The 18,410-nt window shown below is 63.7% G+C and carries 19 protein-coding genes; 14 read left to right on the top strand and 5 right to left on the bottom strand.

Annotated features, from left to right (window positions below; genetic code table 11):
* Window positions 1-9 precede the first annotated feature (9 nt).
* The gene (gene mrtJ, locus KW842_RS11560; protein WP_218304220.1) at window positions 10-381 is read right to left on the bottom strand and encodes a JDVT-CTERM system glutamic-type intramembrane protease; all 372 of its coding nucleotides are present in this window, start codon (window positions 379-381) and stop codon (window positions 10-12) included.
* A 144-nt stretch (window positions 382-525) separates the two neighbouring features.
* Between mrtJ and KW842_RS11555 the strand changes: the two genes are divergently transcribed.
* The 7 genes from KW842_RS11555 to pcp are packed head-to-tail and all read left to right on the top strand — an operon-like array spanning window position 526 to window position 6,153.
* Window positions 526-1,095, top strand: a complete 570-nt coding sequence (locus tag KW842_RS11555; RefSeq protein WP_218304219.1) for an RNA polymerase sigma factor — start codon at window positions 526-528, stop codon at window positions 1,093-1,095.
* Entirely contained in the window at window positions 1,092-1,790 is a 699-nt protein-coding gene (locus KW842_RS11550; protein ID WP_218304218.1) for a zf-HC2 domain-containing protein, read from the top strand. Before KW842_RS11555 ends, KW842_RS11550 begins: the two co-directional genes overlap by 4 nt.
* The gene (locus tag KW842_RS11545; protein WP_218304217.1) at window positions 1,787-3,127 is read left to right on the top strand and encodes a S8 family serine peptidase; all 1,341 of its coding nucleotides are present in this window, start codon (window positions 1,787-1,789) and stop codon (window positions 3,125-3,127) included. Before KW842_RS11550 ends, KW842_RS11545 begins: the two co-directional genes overlap by 4 nt.
* The gene (locus KW842_RS11540; RefSeq protein WP_218304216.1) at window positions 3,079-3,798 is read left to right on the top strand and encodes a TorF family putative porin; all 720 of its coding nucleotides are present in this window, start codon (window positions 3,079-3,081) and stop codon (window positions 3,796-3,798) included. Before KW842_RS11545 ends, KW842_RS11540 begins: the two co-directional genes overlap by 49 nt.
* 27 nt (window positions 3,799-3,825) lie before the next feature.
* A complete protein-coding gene (locus KW842_RS11535; RefSeq protein ID WP_218304215.1) occupies window positions 3,826-4,512 on the top strand; it encodes a DUF969 domain-containing protein in 687 nt (228 codons plus the stop codon).
* Complete coding sequence (locus tag KW842_RS11530) at window positions 4,509-5,465, top strand: DUF979 domain-containing protein (protein WP_218304214.1); 957 nt, start codon at window positions 4,509-4,511, stop codon at window positions 5,463-5,465. The genes KW842_RS11535 and KW842_RS11530 overlap by 4 nt, the downstream gene beginning before the upstream one ends.
* A 37-nt stretch (window positions 5,466-5,502) precedes the next feature.
* The gene (gene pcp / locus KW842_RS11525; RefSeq protein ID WP_218304213.1) at window positions 5,503-6,153 is read left to right on the top strand and encodes a pyroglutamyl-peptidase I; all 651 of its coding nucleotides are present in this window, start codon (window positions 5,503-5,505) and stop codon (window positions 6,151-6,153) included.
* Between the two features lie 5 nt (window positions 6,154-6,158).
* Here pcp and KW842_RS11520 read toward each other — a convergent pair whose 3' ends face one another.
* Genes KW842_RS11520 through KW842_RS11510 form a run of 3 tightly spaced genes read right to left on the bottom strand, consistent with a single transcriptional unit; the run spans window position 6,159 to window position 9,132 of the window.
* On the bottom strand, window positions 6,159-7,067 hold the full coding sequence (locus tag KW842_RS11520; RefSeq protein ID WP_218304212.1) for a LysR family transcriptional regulator: 909 nt from the start codon (window positions 7,065-7,067) through the stop codon (window positions 6,159-6,161).
* Window positions 7,068-7,082: 15 nt separating this feature from the next.
* Window positions 7,083-7,997: a pseudouridine-5'-phosphate glycosidase gene (locus KW842_RS11515; protein ID WP_218304211.1), complete on the bottom strand. Its 915-nt coding sequence runs from the start codon at window positions 7,995-7,997 to the stop codon at window positions 7,083-7,085.
* A 4-nt stretch (window positions 7,998-8,001) separates the two neighbouring features.
* A complete protein-coding gene (locus KW842_RS11510) occupies window positions 8,002-9,132 on the bottom strand; it encodes a carbohydrate kinase (protein WP_218304210.1) in 1,131 nt (376 codons plus the stop codon).
* A 207-nt stretch (window positions 9,133-9,339) separates the two neighbouring features.
* On the opposite strand from KW842_RS11510, the gene xapA reads away from it, so the two are divergent.
* The 7 genes from xapA to KW842_RS11475 all read left to right on the top strand — a co-directional run bounded on the left by xapA (window position 9,340) and on the right by KW842_RS11475 (window position 17,951).
* A complete protein-coding gene (gene xapA / locus KW842_RS11505) occupies window positions 9,340-10,179 on the top strand; it encodes a xanthosine phosphorylase (protein WP_218304209.1) in 840 nt (279 codons plus the stop codon).
* 52 nt (window positions 10,180-10,231) lie between these two features.
* Window positions 10,232-11,425 carry a phosphopentomutase gene (locus tag KW842_RS11500; RefSeq protein ID WP_218304208.1) on the top strand — a complete coding sequence of 398 codons (1,194 nt, stop codon included), beginning with the start codon at window positions 10,232-10,234 and terminating at the stop codon, window positions 11,423-11,425.
* The gene (gene deoC / locus KW842_RS11495) at window positions 11,422-12,375 is read left to right on the top strand and encodes a deoxyribose-phosphate aldolase (RefSeq protein WP_218304207.1); all 954 of its coding nucleotides are present in this window, start codon (window positions 11,422-11,424) and stop codon (window positions 12,373-12,375) included. Before KW842_RS11500 ends, deoC begins: the two co-directional genes overlap by 4 nt.
* A gap of 15 nt (window positions 12,376-12,390) precedes the next feature.
* Window positions 12,391-14,772: an aldehyde dehydrogenase family protein gene (locus tag KW842_RS11490; protein ID WP_373925171.1), complete on the top strand. Its 2,382-nt coding sequence runs from the start codon at window positions 12,391-12,393 to the stop codon at window positions 14,770-14,772.
* A gap of 119 nt (window positions 14,773-14,891) precedes the next feature.
* Window positions 14,892-16,217 (top strand): thymidine phosphorylase, encoded by a 1,326-nt coding sequence (gene deoA / locus KW842_RS11485; protein ID WP_218304206.1) that lies wholly within the window; start codon window positions 14,892-14,894, stop codon window positions 16,215-16,217.
* A gap of 85 nt (window positions 16,218-16,302) precedes the next feature.
* Window positions 16,303-16,710 (top strand): cytidine deaminase, encoded by a 408-nt coding sequence (locus tag KW842_RS11480; RefSeq protein ID WP_218304205.1) that lies wholly within the window; start codon window positions 16,303-16,305, stop codon window positions 16,708-16,710.
* A gap of 5 nt (window positions 16,711-16,715) precedes the next feature.
* On the top strand, window positions 16,716-17,951 hold the full coding sequence (locus KW842_RS11475; protein ID WP_218304204.1) for a nucleoside deaminase: 1,236 nt from the start codon (window positions 16,716-16,718) through the stop codon (window positions 17,949-17,951).
* Here the strand turns inward: KW842_RS11475 and KW842_RS11470 are convergent.
* A complete protein-coding gene (locus KW842_RS11470) occupies window positions 17,897-18,358 on the bottom strand; it encodes a VOC family protein (RefSeq protein ID WP_218304203.1) in 462 nt (153 codons plus the stop codon). The two genes, KW842_RS11475 and KW842_RS11470, sit on opposite strands and share 55 nt — an antisense overlap.
* Between the last annotated feature and the right edge of the window lie 52 nt (window positions 18,359-18,410).

Genomic DNA, 18,410 nt, shown 5'->3' with positions numbered 1-18,410 from the left:
CTTCTCCAATCAGCTAAGGGCAAAATAAGGTGCAACAACAGATCCGCAGACGGTCAGTGCGCCGGCGTTGCATAGCGCGTGCAGCAGCGCGCACCTGCGCCAGTCCTGCCAGCGCTGGTAGACCGCACCAAACAGCAGGCCAGGTCCGAACACCAGCGCGGCTGCCGTCAGGCCCGAGCCCAGGTGCAGGGCGCTGAACGCCAGCGCGCTGGCCAGCAACGCGGGCGCGGGCGCGGTGCGTTGCAACAGCCACGCGTGCAGTCCGGCGCGCATAATCCATTCCTCAAGCAGCGGCGCCAGCAGCACCAGGCGCAGCACAGTGGCCAGGTCCGGCTGTAGCAGGGCCGGACCGCAGAAGAGGGATGAGGGTGAGGCAAGCACGCTGGCTGAACAATCCGTCAATGTTGTGACGGTCAATACCCACGGGCCTGAAAATGGTTCAAAATTGCTAGTGAATTTATTTTTGCTTTTTTATTGAACCTTTTTTCCTGCGCCTGGTATTCACGGCATTACAGGAGAATTTGCATGCGGATTGAGGCGGTTGTGTCGGACGAGCTGGATGAAAATGCCTTATTGCGGCGTATCGTTGGCGGCGACCGGCTGGCCTTCCAGGCCTTGTATCGCGCATATTTTTCCCGCCTGGCGCGTTTTTTGGACCGCATGACCCGCGATGTGCCGCTGATTGAGGAAATCATCAACGACACTATGCTGGTGGTGTGGCAGAAGGCGGATACGTTTGATGGCAGCTGCAAGCTGTCCACCTGGATTTTTGGCATCGCCTACCGGCAGGGACTGAAGGCGCTGCGCGGCGCCGATGCGCCACAGGAGCCGCCGGAGGAGCAGTCCGGCGAGGATGCTGCGCAACCGGAACACGCGATGGCGGCGCAGCAGTTGCGTCAGGGCGTCAGCCGGGCGCTGGATGCGCTGCCGGTGGAGCAGCGGGTGGTTGTCAGCCTGACTTATTACCATGGCATGGCCTATCAGGAAATTGCCGACACCATGGGGTGTCCGGTGAACACGGTGAAAACGCGCATGTTTCATGCGCGGCAGAAGCTGAAAGGCATGCTGTCCGATCATATGGAAGAAATGCAATGAGTACCCCACGCATGATGAGCGGCGCCGAACATCTGGCGCTACAGGAACTGCTGCCCTGGTACGCGTCCGGCGCACTGGGCGAGGAAGAGGCCGGGCGCGTGCAGCAGCATTTGCGCGACTGCGCGGCCTGCCGCGAAGACCTGGCGTGGCAGCGCAAGCTGCTGGAAACGGCAGGGCCGGCGCCTGCCGGGCTGGACCCGGAGCGCGCACTGGCGCGACTGTTGCCTCGACTGGAACCGCTACCGTCACCAGCCACCGCTGCAATGCCTGCACCTGTCGGCGCCGCAGTTCTCTCGCCTGCGCCGGGGCTGGGCCAGCGCCTGCGCGCCTGGCTGGGTACTTCGCCAGGTGGCATCGGGTGGCGTGGCTTGGCGCTGGGGGCGCAGTGCGCGGCGATCACTGTGCTGGCGTCGTTGCTACTGTGGCCGCGCGATGAGCCTGCGTCCTATCAAGCGCTGGGACGCGGCGCGGCGGCGACGCCGGATCTGCTCGTGGTGTTCAAGCCGGCGGCGCGGCTGGAAGAGGTGCAGCGCATCCTGCAGGCGCATGGCGCCCAGATCATTGGCGGCCCCACGGTCACCGGCGCGTATATGCTGGAAGTGGAGCACAGCCGCCAGGCCCAGCTCCTGGAGGCGCTGCGCGCCGATCCGGCAGTCGAGCTGGCGGAATCGCTGACGGCCGGAAGCGCGCCATGAAAACCATTCTGTGCTTGTGCTTGTGCCTTTGCCTGAGCTTGTTGGCCGGCGTCGCCAGTGCGCAGTCGGCGGCCGATCTGCCGCAGATCGGACTGGAGACGCAGCAGCAGGCTGCAGGCGTGGGCGCCAGCGTTGGCGAAGGCGGCGACGGCCCGGCCAATAGCGCGGCCAGCACTGCGGCCAACACCGCCGAAGTGCTGGTCATGTTCCACCTGCCTGCACCACACTTCCGCAGCGATAGCTACGGCAGCGCCGACTACCGCGATGACGCCGGCCGCGCGGCGCGCCAGCGGCTGGCATCGGCGGTGGCGCGCGACTACCAATTGACGCTGGTGGAAGACTGGGCGATGCCGGTACTCAGCATCGATTGCTACCGCATGCGCCTGCCGGCCGGGATGGCCGCCGCACCGCTGCTGGAAGCCCTGTCGCGCGACAAGCGCGTAGCGTGGGCGCAGCTGATCCAGGACTTTGTTGCACAAGCCGGCGCCGATCCGCTTTACCGCGCGCAGCCCGCCGCCGGCGCATGGCAGCTGGATCAAGTGCGCAAGATTGCCACCGGCCGCAAGGTCGTGGTGGCGGTGGTGGACAGCGGCGTGGAAAGCAGCCATCCCGACCTGGCCGGACAGGTTCTGCTGGAAGAGAATTTCGTCGACCGCCAGAAGTATGTGCCGGAGCTGCACGGCACTGCCGTCGCGGGCGTGATCGCTGCGCGCGCCGGCAATGGCGTCGGCATCGAAGGCGTGGCACCGGAAGCGCGGCTGCTGGCGTTGCGGGCCTGCTGGCAAACCGGCACAGCCACCCGCTGCAACAGCTTTACGCTCGCCAAGGCGCTGAATTTCGCACTGGCGAACGGCGCGCAAATCATCAACCTCAGTCTGTCCGGCCCGCAGGACCGCCTGTTGCAGCAACTGGTGGAAGTAGCGCTGGCGCGCGGTATCCGCGTGGTCGGCGCGGTCGATCCGGGCCGCGCGGACGGCGGCTTTCCGGCCAATACGCCCGGCGTGTTTGCAGTGGCCTCGGACGGCGCCACGCCGTCTGCCGCCAGCCACGCCTTGCTGGCGCCGGGCCGCGACATCCCCACCACCATGCCGGGCGGGCGCTGGGGCGTGGTGGCCGGCTCCTCATACGCCGCCGCCCACGTTTCCGGCATGCTGGCCCTGCTGGAGCAACTCAAGCCGCAGCTGCCGGCGGCCAGGCTGCGCGACGGGATTGTCGTCAATGAGGCCAGCGTGGCGTTGACGGGAATAGATCTGTGTGCCACCATCAGCCGCATTTCAGGAAAGTGCTCATGCGCGTGTACACCCAGTTCCAGCAGCCGATACGCACACTCGCCCTGAGCATGTCGCTATGCTGGCTGGCGCCGGCGGCGCAGGCCCAGCTGAGTGGCAGCGCCGGTCTGCTATCCAATTATCTGTATCGCGGCATCTCGCTGAGCGACGACCAGGCGGCGGCGCGGCTGGCGCTGAATTATGACGGCGCCGATGGCTGGTTCGCCGGCGGGCAGGTGGTGAATGGCCAACTGGCGGTGGAACAGCATCGCAGCCTGCAGTGGACCGGCTATGCCGGCTATGCACAGCGGCTGGCGTCCGGCTTGTCCTGGGAGGCCGGGGCCAGCGCCTACGCCTTTCCGCGCAACTCCAGCTGGAATTTTCACGAGATGTATGTGGGCCTGTCCGGCGCCAAGCTCAGTGGCCGGCTGCATTACTCGCCCGACTATCTGGGGCTCGGCGAGCGTACGCTGTATGGCGAACTCAACGGCGGCTGGGTGCTGGCTCCGCGCTGGCAGGCGTTCTGGCATGGCGGCTATCTGTATTCGCGCGATCAGGCGCTGAGCAACCGCGCCGAGGCGCGCATCGGCGTGGCCACCGGACTGCATGGCTGGCAGGCGCAGGTATCGCTCGACCTGACGCGCACACGCAGCGCCATGCGCAACAATGCCTATACGGGCGCCAATGTCGAGGCGGACTGGCGCCGCCAGATGGTGGTAAGCTTCGCGCGCGCCTTCTGAGCAAGGCCATTCTTATGGGAAGCGGATATGCAAACTGTGGTTAATCTGTGGCCGCTGCTGGGCGTGGCCGTTATCGTCGCCGGCTTCGCGCTGCGCGCACACCCGGTGCTGGCGGTGGTGGCGGCATGTTTTGTCACCGGCTTTGCCGCCTTCATGCCGGTCGAGCAGTTGCTGGCCACGCTGGGCGCGGCCTTCATCAAGACCCGCAACCTGCCGCTGATCCTGCTGCTGCCGATTGCCGCCATCGGCCTGCTGGAGCGCTACGGATTGCGCGAACATGCGCAGGCCTCGATTGCACGCATCCGCTCGGCCACCACCGGCCGGCTGCTGATCGTCTACCTGGCCATCCGCGAAATCAGCGCCGCCTTCGGGCTGACCAGCCTCGGCGGCCATGCGAGCATGGTGCGGCCGCTGGTGGCGCCGATGGCGGAAGGCGCGGCCGAGGCACGCTACCCGAATATCACCATGGACATGCGCTACCGCATCCGCGCCATGTCCGCCGCCACCGACAACGTCGGGCTGTTTTTCGGGGAGGATATCTTTGTTGCCTTCGGCGCCATCGTGTTGATGCAAACCATACTGCAAGGCGAAGGCATCGAGGTCGATCCGCTGCACATGGCGCTGTGGGGCATACCGACCGCCATCTGCGCCTTTATCATCCACTCGTGGCGGCTGTACCGGCTGGACGCGCAGATTGCCCGGAGCGTCAAATGATACTCTCGCTGGATTTCTTCTACTACGTGCTGGGCGCGATGCTGCTGCTGATCGCCGGCATGGCGCTGCGCGACCGGCACAACCCGAAGCGCTACAGCAGCGCCCTGTTCTGGGCCTTGTACGCGGTGATCTACCTGGCCGGCGAGCAGCTGCCGCCGGTGGCGGCCGGCCTGCTGATGGTGCTGATGGCGCTGATCGCCGGCTTCGGCGGCGTCACGCTGGGCCGCTATGGCGAACGCTCCGCCGAACAACGGCGCGACAGCGCGCAGCGGCTGGGCCACAAGCTGCTGATCCCGGCGTTGCTGATCCCGTTGACCACGGTGATCGGTTCGACGCTGTTCAAGGACGTGCAGTGGGACGGCCGCTTCCTGATGGACCCGAAACACATCACGCTGATCAGCCTCGGCTGTGGTTCGCTGTTCGCGGTGGCCACCGCCTGCTGGCTGACCCGCTCGACGCCGCTGCAGGCGATGCGCGAGTCGCGCCGCCTGGTCGATCATCTGGGCTGGGCGGTGGTGCTGCCGCACATGCTGGCGGTGCTGGGCCTGCTGTTCACCGAGGCCGGCATGGGCAAGGCGGTGGCGCATGTGGTCACCTCGTATATCAATATGGATGCGCGGCTGGTGGCGGTGGCGGTGTACTGCCTCGGCATGGCGCTGTTCACCATCATCATGGGCAATGGCTTCGCGGCGTTTCCGGTGATTGCCGGCGGGGTGGGCATACCGGTACTGGTCGGCGTGTATCACGCCAATCCGGCGGTGATGGCGGCGATCGGCATGTTCAGCGCCTATTGCGGCACGCTGATGACGCCGATGGCGGCCAATTTCAACATCGTGCCGGCGGCGCTGCTGGAACTGCCGGACAAGAATGCTGTGGTCAAAATGCAGGTGCCGACCGCATTGCCATTATTGTTAGCAAATATTGCGCTGCTTTATTTTTTAATGAATCTGTGAGAGGCTGCTGGGTTAACGCATCACGGAGTTCGTGGAGATGAAAAAGATAATATTGTTAACGGGCTTCGAGCCGTTTAACAAAGAGACCATCAATCCCTCCTGGGAGGCAGTACGCAGCCTGCAGGGCTGGCACGAAGGCGATTTTGTGGTCCATGCGCGGCAGCTGCCGTGCGTGTTCGGGCGCGCGCTCAAGGTCATGCACCAGGCGGTGGAAGAACTGCAGCCGAGCATCGTGATCGCGGTCGGGCAGGCTGGCGGCAGGGTGGATATTTCGGTGGAGCGCATCGCCATCAATATTGATGATGCGCCGATTCCGGACAACCAGCAACGCCAGCTGGTGGATCAGCCCATCGTCAACGGCGGCCCGGCGGCGTATTTCTCCACCTTGCCGATCAAGGCCATCGTCAGCGAGCTGCGCGATGCCGGCTTGCCGGCGTCGGTGTCGCAGACGGCCGGCACCTTTGTCTGCAACCATGTGTTCTATGGTTTGATGCACCAGGCGCACGAATGGGGCACCACCATGCGCGCCGGTTTCATCCACATTCCCTATCTGCCGGAACAGGCGGCGCGCAATCCGGGGACGGCCAGCATGAAGCTGGAAGATGTTATCGAAGGCTTGCGCATCGCCGTGCGCACCACGCTGGCGCACACGGTTGATGTGCGCGCCGTGGGCGGGCTGACGCATTAGTCAAATTAATCGGCGCGCGCTGGGGGATTCAAAATATTCAGGAAGGCGCGCACCACCGGTGCGTCGTCGGTGGTGGTGTAGCTGATGTACAGATTGGCCGATGGCGGATCGGTGCGGATCGGCACGAACACCACGCCGGGCCAGCCGATGCGGCTGGTGGTTTCCGGCATCAGCGCCACGCCCAGGCCGGCGCCGACCATGGCCAACAGGGTTTGTGGCTCGGACGCCTCCTGGAAGATGGTCGGCTGGAAGCCGGCTTTCACGCAGCATTGAATCAGATAGCGCGGGAACGAGGATTTATCCAGGGCCAGCGTCAGCATCGGCTCGTCGGCGATGTCGATCAGTTCGATGGCTTCCTGCTTGGCCAGCGGATGATGCTCATTCAGCGCCACGCACACATCTTCGCGGAAGCAGAGTTCCTGGCGCAGGTTGTCGTTCTTTAGCACGTCCTCGTCCAGCTTCGGCTCGCGCCAGAAGCCGACGTCGATCTGCTTGGCGCGCAGCGCTTCGTATTGCAGCGTGGGACCCAGCTCGTGCAGGGTCCAGGTCACGCGCGGGAACTTGGTCTGGAATTCTTCCAGCAGGCTGGGAATCGGCCCCCACATCGCCGAGCCGACAATACCGACCCGCAGCCGGCCCACTTCACCACGGTCGATCTGGCGGATGGTGTCGATGGTCATGCGCATCTTGGCCAGCAGCTCGGAGGCTTCGCCCATCAGCGCCTTGCCTGCCACCGTCAGCTCGAAGGTGCGGGTGGTGCGGGCGAACAGTTTGACGCCCAGTTCGCTTTCCAGTTTCATGATCTGCTGGCTCAGCGGCGGCTGCGAAATATGCAGTCGCTCGGCGGCACGGCTGAAACTTTTTTCTTCAGCGACAGCGAGGAAGTACTTCAGTTGTTTCAGATCGATGGACATGGCGGGCCGCCGTCGTTAATGGGTGGATTGCATGGCCACCGCCAGCGCGGCGCCGCAACGGGCATTATTTTTCACCAGGGCGATATTGGTGGCCAGGCTGCGGCCCTCGGTCAGCGCCTTGATACGGCTGAGCAGGAACGGCGTGACGTTCTTGCCGGTGATGCCTTGCTGATCCGCTTCCTGCAAGGCTTGTCCAGTGATGCGGTCGATTTCTTCTTTCTGCATCGCCTCGGCGGCCGGCACCGGATTGCTGACCACGACGCCGCCTTTCAGGCCCAGCTGCCACTTGGTCTGGATGAAGCTGGCTTGTTCAGCGGCGCTGTCCAGCTGGAAGTCGGCGTTGAAGCCGCTCTCGCGGGTGAAGAAGGCAGGGAAACCGCGCTGGCCTACGCTCACCACCGGCACGCCGAAGGTTTCCAGGTATTCCAGCGTCAGGCCGATGTCGAGGATGGACTTGACGCCGGCGCACACCACCGCCACCGAAGTCTGCGCCAGTTCCTGCAAGTCGGCCGAGATGTCGAAGCTGGTTTCGGCTCCACGGTGCACGCCGCCGATGCCGCCGGTGACGAACACCTGGATGCCGGCCAGTTCCGCGCAGATCATGGTGGCGGCCACTGTGGTCGCGCCCAGCTGGTTCTGCGCCAGCACGAAGGGCAGGTCGCGGCGGCTGACTTTCATCGCGTCAGGTGAAGTGCCCAGTAGCTCCAGCTGCTCGTCCGAGAGGCCGATGCAAATTTTGCCGCCAATGATGGCGATGGTGGCCGGTACGGCGCCGCCGTCGCGGATGAGCTGTTCCACTTCACGCGCCATCTGCACGTTTTGCGGGTAGGGCATGCCGTGCGAGATGATGGTCGATTCCAGCGCGACGATGGCTTTGCCGGCGGCGCGGGCGGCGGCCACTTCCGGTGAGAACAATAAGTATTGGTGCATGGTCTTATCCTTTATTCGGGAACAGCGGAGCGTTCATATCAAAATCGTGTATTTCGTCGAGCACGTCGGCGGCCAGCACCGGCGATACCGTCTCGGGGCTTTCCAGCGTCATCGCGGCTACCTTCAGGCCACGGCGGCAGGCCAGCGTCAGGTCGTCGCTGCCCTGGTAGAGCGACCAGCAGACGGCGGCCGAGAAAGCGTCGCCGGCGCCGGTGACATCCACCACCTCGACCTGATGGGCGGCCAGCCAGACCAGCTCGCTACCGCGCGTGTGGTACACGCCCTGGCCGCCACAGGTGACGATGACATCCTGCGCACCTTGCATGCGCACTTCGTTGCAGGCAGCGCGCACATCAGCCTCGGTCGGCAGCGCGCGGCCGGCGCGGGTTTCCAGTTCGCCGCGATTGAGTATCAGTAAGCGCAGTCCGCGCAGGTCGGCCGGCAAGCGGGCCATCTTCGGCTGCGAGACGGCGATGATCACCAGCGGCACATTGTCGCTGCACGCACTTTCCAGGAGCGTGGTGATACTGCCGGCCGGCAGGTTGAGATCGGCTACGGTCATCGCGGCGGCCAGGCGCTGCGGCGAGCGGCTGGCGAGGAATTCCGGCGTCATGCGGTCGTACAGCGCCATGTCGGCCAGCGCCACCACCAGTTCGCCCTTGTCGTCGAGGATGGCGGTGTAGGTGCCGGTGGCGGCATCCTGCAACTTGAGGCTGCCGCGTACATCGATGCCGGCGCGTTCGGCGTGCTCTTGCAGGCTGCGGCCTGCACCATCGTCGCCGACGGCGGTCAGCAGCGCTACCGGCAGATTCAGGCGGGCCAGGTTTTCAGCGATGTTGCGCGCCACGCCGCCGTAGACTTCCTCGGCGGTGGCGGGATTGGAGGTGCCTAGCTGCATCGCCTCGACGCTGCGCAGCTTGCGGTCCAGGTTGGCGGCGCCGATGCACAGCACCGGGCGCTTGTCCGGCAGCACGTAGGCGCGCCCCAGCAGGCGCCGTTCACGTATCAGGCCAGCGATGTGGCCGGCCACGGCCGAGCGCGACAGGCGCAGCTCGACCGCCAGGTCTTGCTGGGAAATAAAGGGGTTGGCGCGGATCAGCTGGTATAGCTGTTCCTTTTTGGAGGAATCGGTCATGATGCTTTCAAACAGTTGTTTGCAATCATAAACATTTGTCCGAATCGAGTCAACCGCGCCCAGCGGCTCAGTTTGCGTTGGTTTATAATACCTCTGATTTATATCGCTTTTATATAAATGGCTAAGAAAAATGGTATTTGCCATACATATGCACGATGATGCATAGTGGCAGCTTCCCCAGCCATATCAAAATTCTTTGAGGATTCCATGTCTAATAATTCCCCGTTCCAGGCAGCTGACATTATTCGCGCCCGTCTTCCACAAGGCTTCAAGCCACGCGTTGCGATGATTCTCGGTTCCGGCCTGGGCGTGCTGGCGGAACAAATGACCGACTCGGTCACTATTGGCTACGACGAACTGCCAGGCTTCCCTATCTCCACCGTGCACGGCCACGCCGGCGAACTGGTGATCGGCACGCTGGCGGGCGTCCAGGTAGTGTGCATGAAGGGCCGCGGCCACGTCTACGAAGGCTACGGCCTGGGCGTGATGACCAGCGCCGTGCGCACCATGAAGCTGCTGGGCTGCGAAATGCTGTTCGTGACCAATGCGGCCGGCTCGCTGCGTCCTGAAGTGGACGCCGGTTCGCTGGTGGCGCTGACCGACCACATCAACTTCCTGCCAGGCACCCCGATGATGGGCCCGAACGATGAGCGTTTCGGTCCGCGCTTCTTCAGCATGGCCAACGCCTATGACGCCGACTTGCGCGCGCTGCTGCATTCTTCGGCCAAAGAGAAAAACGTGACGCTGCACGAAGGCGTGTACATCGCTTACGCTGGCCCTAACTTTGAAACGCCTGCGGAAATCCGCGCGTTCAAGACCCTGGGTGCTGACGTGGTGGGCATGTCGGTGGTGCCGGAGGTAGTGTCGGCGCGTCACTGCGGCCTGAAAGTGGTGGGCGTATCGGCCATCACCAATCTGGCGGAAGGCCTGTCGCCGTTCCCGCTGTCGCATGAGCAGACGTTGAAATACGCAGCGGTGGCTGCAACTTCGCTGGTCGAAGTCATCCTGGGCTTCCTGGGCAACGTGGCGAAAACGCCGCAGGCTTAAGGAACCAACGGGGGCGGCGCAGTCCGCCCCTTTTTGCTTTTAGGAGTACATCATGAAACGCGCATTTATCCTGTTGCTCGATTCGTTCGGTCTGGGCGCCACGCCCGATGCGGCGAAGTACAACGATGCCGGCGCCAACACCTTCGGCCACATCGCCGAGCAGGTCGCCAAAAGCGGCAAGCCGATGTCGCTGCCGACCATGGAAAATCTGGGCCTGACCGCCGCCGCCCATCTGGCCAGCGGCGAGTGGGCCACCGGCTTCACCCAGCGCGAAGGCTTCACCGCCGCCTACGGCGCCGCGCGTGAACGCTCAACCGGCAAGGACACGCAGTCCGGCCACTGGGAAATCGCCGGCGTGCCGGTGGAATTCGACTGGGGCTACTTCCCGAAGACCGTGCCGTCGTTCCCGGCCGAGCTGACGCAAAAGCTGCAAGAGCTGACCGGCGTGCCGGGCTTCCTGGGCGACTGCCACGCATCCGGCACGGAGATCATCAACAAGCACGGTGACGAGCATGTCGCCACCGGCAAGCCGATCATCTACACCTCGGCCGATTCGGTGCTGCAAATCGCCGCACACGAAGAATCGTTCGGCCTGGAGCGCCTGTATGAAGTGTGCGAGATCGCCTTCAAGCTGGTGGAACCGTACAACATCGGCCGCGTGATCGCGCGTCCCTTCGTCGGCGCCAACGGCAACTACACCCGCACCACCAACCGTCACGACTACGCTGTCGCGCCGCCAGCGCCAACGCTGCTGGACCACGTCAAGAACGACGGCGGTGAAGTCATCGCGCTGGGCAAGATCAGCGACATCTTCGCGACGCAGGGCGTATCGCGCGTGGTCAAGGGTAAGGACAATATGGCGCTGTTCGACGCGCTGCTGAAAGTAGCCGATGAAGCCGGCGACAAGTCGCTGACCTTCGTTAACTTCGTCGACTTCGACCAGGCCTTCGGCCACCGCCGCGATGTCAACGGCTATTCCAACGCGCTGCATGAAATGGATGCGCGCCTGCCGGAATTCATCGCCAAGCTGAAGGAAGACGATCTGGTGGTGATCACCGCCGACCACGGCTGCGATCCAACCTGGCCAGGCTCCGACCACACGCGTGAACACATCCCGATGATCTTCTTCGGTCCGAAGGTGAAAGCGCAATCGCTGGGCATTTCCGAATCCTTCTCCGACATCGGCCAGACCCTGGCCCATCACCTCGGCGTCAAGCCACTTTCGAACGGAAGCAATCTGTTATGAGCGACTTCAAGCGCAATGAAGCGGTCCCGCTGGACCTCAGCTGGATTAACCATATCCGCGTCAATAAATCCGCATCCGACCGCCGCGCCGCCAGCCTGGCGAACCGCCGCACGGTGAAAAAGGAATACCAGGCCGCCTGGCTGGTCAAGGCCATCGGCCTGATCGACCTGACCACGCTGTCCGGCGACGATACGCCTGGCCGCGTTGAGCGCCTGTGCCGTAAGGCGATTCGTCCGCTGCGCGCCGACCTGGTGGAAGCACTGGGCCTGCAAGACATCAACCTGGCCACCGGCGCCGTCTGCGTGTACCACGAGATGATCAAGCCGGCGGTGGACGTGCTGCAAGGCCGTTTGCCGATCGCCGCTGTATCGACCGGCTTCCCGGCTGGCTTGACCAGCATGGAAACCAAGGTGCGCGAGATCGAACTGTCGGTGGCCGCTGGTGCTTCCGAGATCGATATCGTCATCACCCGTCAGCACGTCCTGACCGGCAACTGGCAGGCGCTGTACGACGAAATGCTGGCTTACCGCAAAGCCTGCGGCGAAGCGCACGTCAAGGCGATTCTGGCGACCGGTGAACTGGTCACGCTGGAAAACGTGGCCAAGGCATCGTGGGTCTGCATGATGGCCGGTGCGGACTTCATCAAGACCTCGACCGGTAAAGAACCGGTCAACGCGACCATCCCTGTGTCGCTGACCATGGTGCGCGCGATCCGCGACTACCACGAGCAGACCGGCTTCAAGATCGGCTACAAGCCAGCGGGCGGTGTCGGCACGGCCAAGGCCGCGCTGCAATATCTGACGCTGATGAAAGAAGAATTGGGCAATGAGTGGCTGGAACCGCATCTGTTCCGCATCGGCGCATCGAGCCTGCTGACCGACATCGAACGTCAGCTGGAACACTACGTGACCGGTAACTACTCGGCCGCTCACCGCCACGCGCAACCATAAGAATCGGATACCGTCATGCCAACCATTAAAGAGATCCTCAACACCATGGAATACGGCCCAGCACCGGAAAGCACGAAAGAAGCGCAAGCGTGGCTGGAACAACGCGGCCGCCAATTCGGCCTGTTCATCAATAACGAATGGAGCGAGGCCGGTGAGCTGTTCGCTTCCATCAATCCAGCCGACGGCAGCAAGCTGGCAGACCTGACCCAGGGCAGCGCGGCCGACGTTGACCGCGCGGTTGCCGCCGCACGTGCCGCGCAACCGGGCTGGCAAGCGCTGGGTGGCCATGGCCGCGCCAAGATCATGTATTCGATCGCACGCCTGATGCAGAAACATGCGCGCCTGTTCGCCGTGCTGGAAACGCTGGACAACGGCAAGACCATCCGCGAAACCCGCGATGTCGATCTGCCGCTGGTGGCGCGTCACTTCTACTACCACGCCGGCTGGGCGCAACTGCAAGCCGAAGAATTTGCCGACTACCGCGCCGTGGGCGTGGTCGGCCAGATCGTGCCATGGAACTTCCCGCTGCTGATGCTGGCGTGGAAAATCGCCCCTGCGCTGGCTGCCGGTAACACCGTGGTCTTCAAGCCGGCTGAATTCACTTCGCTGACCGCGATGCTGTTCGCCGACATCTGCGTACAAGCTGGCGTGCCTGCCGGTGTGGTCAACATCATCACCGGCGATGGCCGCGTGGGCGAAGCCATCGTCAAGCACGCAGGCATCGACAAGCTGGCCTTCACCGGTTCGACCGAAGTCGGCCGCTTGATCCGCGAAGCGTCGGCAGGCAGCGGCAAGAAGCTGTCGCTGGAGTTGGGCGGCAAGTCGCCATTCATCGTGTTTGAAGATGCGGACCTGGACGCTGCTGTTGAAGGTCTGGTCGATTCGATCTGGTTCAATCAGGGCCAGGTGTGCTGCGCGGGTTCGCGCCTGCTGGTGCAGGAATCGGTGCAGGAGAAATTCCTGGCCAAGCTGCGCGCCCGCATGGACAAGCTGACCCTCGGTTCGCCGCTGGACAAGTCGATGGACATCGGCGCGCTGGTCGATCCGGTGCAGAAGCAGCGCATCGAAGGCCTGGTGCAATCGGCACGCGACGAAGGCTGCACTGTGTACCAGCCAGCGTGCGAACTGCCGGCCGATGGCTCGTGGTTCCCGCCGACCCTGATCACCGGCGCATCGACCGCCGCCGCTGTGGCACAGGCTGAAATCTTTGGCCCGGTGCTGGTGGCGATGAGCTTCCGCACGCCGCCAGAGGCCGTGCAGCTGGCGAACAACACCGTGTACGGCCTGGCCGCGTGCGTGTGGACCGAAAACATTTCGCTGGCGCTGGACGTCGCGCCGGCGATCAAGGCCGGCGTGGTGTGGATTAACACCGCCAACCAGTTCGACGCCGCTTGCGGCTTCGGCGGCTACCGCGAATCCGGCTACGGCCGTGAAGGCGGCCGCGAAGGCATGTACGAATACCTGACCGCCAAGTCGGAAGATGCGCGTCCCGCCGCGCCAGTGATCGAGCCGAAAGCCAAGGCCAAGGCCGCGCCGGTTGCGGGTGGCGCGTTTGCCATCGACCGCACTGCCAAGTTGTACATCGGTGGCAAGCAGGCCCGCCCTGACGGCGCATACAGCCGTGCGATCCATGGCGCCGATGGTGAATTCATCGCCGAAGTGGGCGAGGGCAGTCGCAAGGACATCCGCAATGCGGTGGAAGCTGCACACAAGGCCGGCGGCTGGACCAAGGCCACCTCGCACAACCGTGCGCAAGTGCTGTACTACATCGCTGAAAACCTGGCCGCACGCGGCGAGGAATTCGCTGCCCGCATTGCCGCGATGACCGGTTCGAAGAACGCAGAGAAGGAAGTGCAGGCGTCGATCGAGCGTCTGTTCTACTGGGCTGCGTGGGCTGACAAGTACGACGGCCTGGCGCATCAGCCGCCGATGCATGGCATTACCGTGGCGCTGAACGAGCCGCTGGGTGTGATTGGTATCGTGTGCCCGAACGAAGCACCGCTGCTGGGCTTCATCTCGCTGGTGGCGCCCGCCATCGCGCTGGGTAACCGCGTGGTGGTGGTGCCGTCGGAAGCGCATCCGCTGTCGGCGACTGATCTGTATCAGGTGTTTGATACCTCGGACCTGCCGGCTGGCGTGGTCAACATCATCACCGGTTCGGCCGATGAACTGGCGCGCACACTGGCGACGCACGGCGATATCGATGCGGTGTGGCGTCACGACGGTTCGGCCGAAGGCTGCGCTGAAGTGGAACGCCTGTCGGCATCGACGCTGAAGCGTACCTGGGTAGGCGGCGCCAAAGGCCGCGACTGGTACAGCACTTCGCAAGCTGGCGGCCGCGCGGTATTGGCGCACGCGTCGCAAGTCAAAAACATCTGGATACCTTACGGCGTCTAAGCACAGCAGCATCCCGTCATTCCGGCGAAGGCCGGAATCCATAGAAGGTCGGCTTTGACGACTCAGCATGGATTCCGGCTTCCGCCGGAATGACGCGTTTTGAATTACGGGAGAATTACATGTCCTATTTACCCCAAGAGATCATCCGCAAAAAGCGTGATGGTGGCACCTTGTCCACCGAAGAGATTCAGTTCTTCGTTGGCGGCATCACCTCCGGCCGCGTGACCGAATCCCAGATCGCCGCGCTGGCCATGGCGGTCTACTTCAACGATATGAGCATGGACGAACGCGTGGCCTTCACGCTGGCGATGCGCGATTCCGGCGAAGTGCTGGACTGGCGTTCGCTGGACCTGAACGGTCCTGTCGTCGACAAACACTCCACCGGTGGCGTCGGCGACGTTGTCTCGCTGCTGCTTGGCCCGATGGTCGCAGCCTGCGGCGGCTATGTGCCGATGATCTCCGGCCGTGGCCTGGGCCACACCGGCGGCACGCTGGACAAGTTTGATTCCATCCCCGGCTACACCACCGTGCCGGACAACGCGCTGTTCCGCAAAGTGGTGAAGGAAGTCGGCGTGGCCATCATCGGCCAGACTTCGTCGCTGGCGCCATCGGACAAGATCTTCTACGGTGTGCGCGACGTCACCGCCACGGTGGAATCGGTGGCCATGATCACCGGTTCCATCCTGTCGAAGAAGCTGTCGGCAGGCCTGGACGCGCTGGCGATGGACGTGAAAGTCGGCAGCGGCGCCTTCATGCCGACCTATGACAAGTCGGTGGAGCTGGCCGAGAGCATCGTCAAGGTCGGCAATGGCGCGGGCATGATGACCTCGGCCATCCTGACCGATATGAACGAATCGCTGGCGCCTTACGCGGGTAACGCGGTCGAAGTGCGCGGTGCGATCGATTACCTGACGGGCAAATCGCGTCCGGCGCGCCTGCACGAGGTGACGATGGCGCTGTGCGCCGAGATGCTGGTGCTGGGCAAACTGGCGGCGACCGAGGAAGAGGCGCGCGCCAAGCTGCAAGCGTCGCTGGACAGCGGCGAAGCGGCCGAGCGCTTTGCACGCATGGTGACGGCGCTGGGTGGCCCTGCTGATTTGATGGATAATCCAGATAAATACCTGGAGCGTTCGCCGATCATCGTGCCGGCGCCGGCGCTGAGTTCCGGCTACGCTGCTTCGGCCAACTGCCGTGAGATCGGTTTGGCTGTGGTGTCGCTCGGTGGCGGTCGCCGCCGCGCGGCGGATCCGATTGACTTTGCTGTTGGGCTGACCGATCTGCTTGGCCTGGGCGACAAGATTGAAGCCGGCCAGCCGCTGGCGATGGTGCATGCGCGCACGCAGGAAGCGGCCGAGCAAGCCATCCGCGAAATCCAGGCGGCGTATCAGATTACTGATGCTGCGCCGTCCACGAATCCGGTTGTCTACCGCACCATCCGCCCGTAAACCACGCGTCGCTCCCGCGCAGGCGGGAGCCCATACTCAGCATGGATTCCCGCCTGCGCGGGAATGACGGCTGTGGGAGTCCGCTATGAATAAAACTGAACTGATCGCCGAAGCCGCCGCCGCGCGCCTGAAGGCTTACGCTCCGTACTCCAACTTCAAAGTCGGCGCGGCCTTGCTGACCAATGACGGTAAAGTTTTCCACGGCTGTAACGTGGAAAACGCGGCCTACGGTTTGTGCAACTGCGCCGAACGCACCGCATTCTTCAGCGCGTTCGCGCACGGCTACCAGCCTGGCGATTTTGAACAATTGGTGGTCATCGGCCAGACCGACGGCCCAATCGCACCATGCGGCGCCTGCCGCCAGGTGATCCTCGAACTGGGCGGCAACGAGCTGCCAGTGCTGCTGACCAATCTGAACGGCGACATCTTCGAAACCACCGCTGCCGCGCAGCTGCCGAATGCGTTCGGCGGCCAGGACCTCAAGCACAAGTAAATGTAATGGCGCACAAAAAGACGATTGATGTGCAGGCGGCGGTCGCGATTGCAGCGGCCGAGGCCATCGCGGCCAGGACCCAGGGCACATTCGGCGTCGGTGGCCTGATGCTCGACCAGCATGGCAACGTGCTGAAGTCCTTGCACAACAACGTCGTCAAGGACGGCTTGATCTTTGACCCGACCGCCCACGGCGAGCGCCAGCTGATCGACTGGTACTACGCCGAACGCGCCAAGGGCCGCGCGCTGCCGCCGCCGCAGGACATCACCATCGTCACCTCGCTGGACCCGTGCTGCATGTGCAGCGGCGCGATCCTGGCCGGCGGCTTCAATGTGGTGGTGGCCGCGCCGGATCAGGAATCCGGCATCAACTACGACCACAGCGCCAGCTTCGGCGCACTGCCCACGCTGCTGCGGGCACAGGCTGCCGACAGCTTCAGCTATCCGGCCATCCTGGGTTCGTCGCTGTATGCGCGCGCGGCCAGCGGTGCGGCGCCCAAGTCTTTCTTCATCGGCAAAACGATTTCCGAAGCGACGCAAGCCTTGTGCTCGCTTGTGTTTGAGGCCACGTCGGCCGAAGTGATGGAAAAATTCAGCGCCGATCATCCGCAGGAACTGCTGAAAGATCCCGCTGCGCTGCCAGCCAGCCACGCCATCGTACGTGCCTTGAAGCAGCAATATCCTGATGCGCTGACCTACCGTTGCGCGCCGTGCCAGCCGGATGCCGGCCTGGCGCCTTTCCTGTTGCAGGCGATGGCGCGCGACCGCGAACATGGCGGAACAGGGGATGCGGTGGCTTTGCTGGATGGGTATGGCAATTTGCTGCTGTGCATGCCGGGACGGATGGCGCAGTCGGGCATCCGCAGCGCCTTCATGGAAACCACGCGCGCTTATGCCCAGCTGCGCTACAAGCTGATGCTGGGCGCCAGCCGCGAACAGCGCGACCAGGTGCGCCACTATCTCGGCCATCCGAAGGAGGGCACATTCGTGTTTGCGCGGGGACCGGACGCCAGCGCGCTCAGTTTCATGAATCTCGGGGCCTACGGCTCCACCATGGAAGGCCCGCTGCCATTGAAGAATCCTGCCCAGTTGCAGTACGTGCTGCCTTCAATGCCGGAGGCCGACATGGCCGCACTGTGCGCCGCCATGCCGCCGCTGTACCGCAACATCATCCGCATCCGCCCGACTCAGGTGGCGGACTCCGCGCTGGCGGCCGCGCTGCTGGCGGCAAACGGATCGTAGGTTCCGATACTCCAGACATGGCCTTCAAGGTCGCTGCAGGTGAAGCCGCGGCCACCGTAGTCCTCATCCTTGATGTCCAGCAAGATCTTGCCGCCGGCTTCCAGCACGCGGCCATACACCAGGTCGGCGTTATTGACCACCAGGTAGGCGCTTTGCGTGACCTTGCCGCCGATATCCGCCGGCTGTTTCAACAGCTGGCCGTATTCGGTGTCGAAGGCGGAACCCAGCATGATCATGCTGTTGCCGAAGGTGAGCTGAGCGTGGGCGACCGTGCCGTCTTCATTCGGCACCACGAACTGCACGGTAAAGCCGAGCGTGTCGCGCAGCCATTCAATCGCGGCTGGCGCGTTGCGGTAGCGCAGGCATGGTATGACGCCGCACAGGGTTTGCTTGGGTATGCTGGACATTATTCCCTCCCTAAAAGGTAGCAGTTCAGTATAGCCCCGCGCGCGTCGAATG

This window comes from Duganella sp. sic0402 (assembly GCF_019219065.1).
Taxonomy (GTDB): Bacteria; Pseudomonadota; Gammaproteobacteria; order Burkholderiales; family Burkholderiaceae_D; genus Rugamonas.
This window is presented reverse-complemented; position numbering and strand designations above follow the sequence as displayed.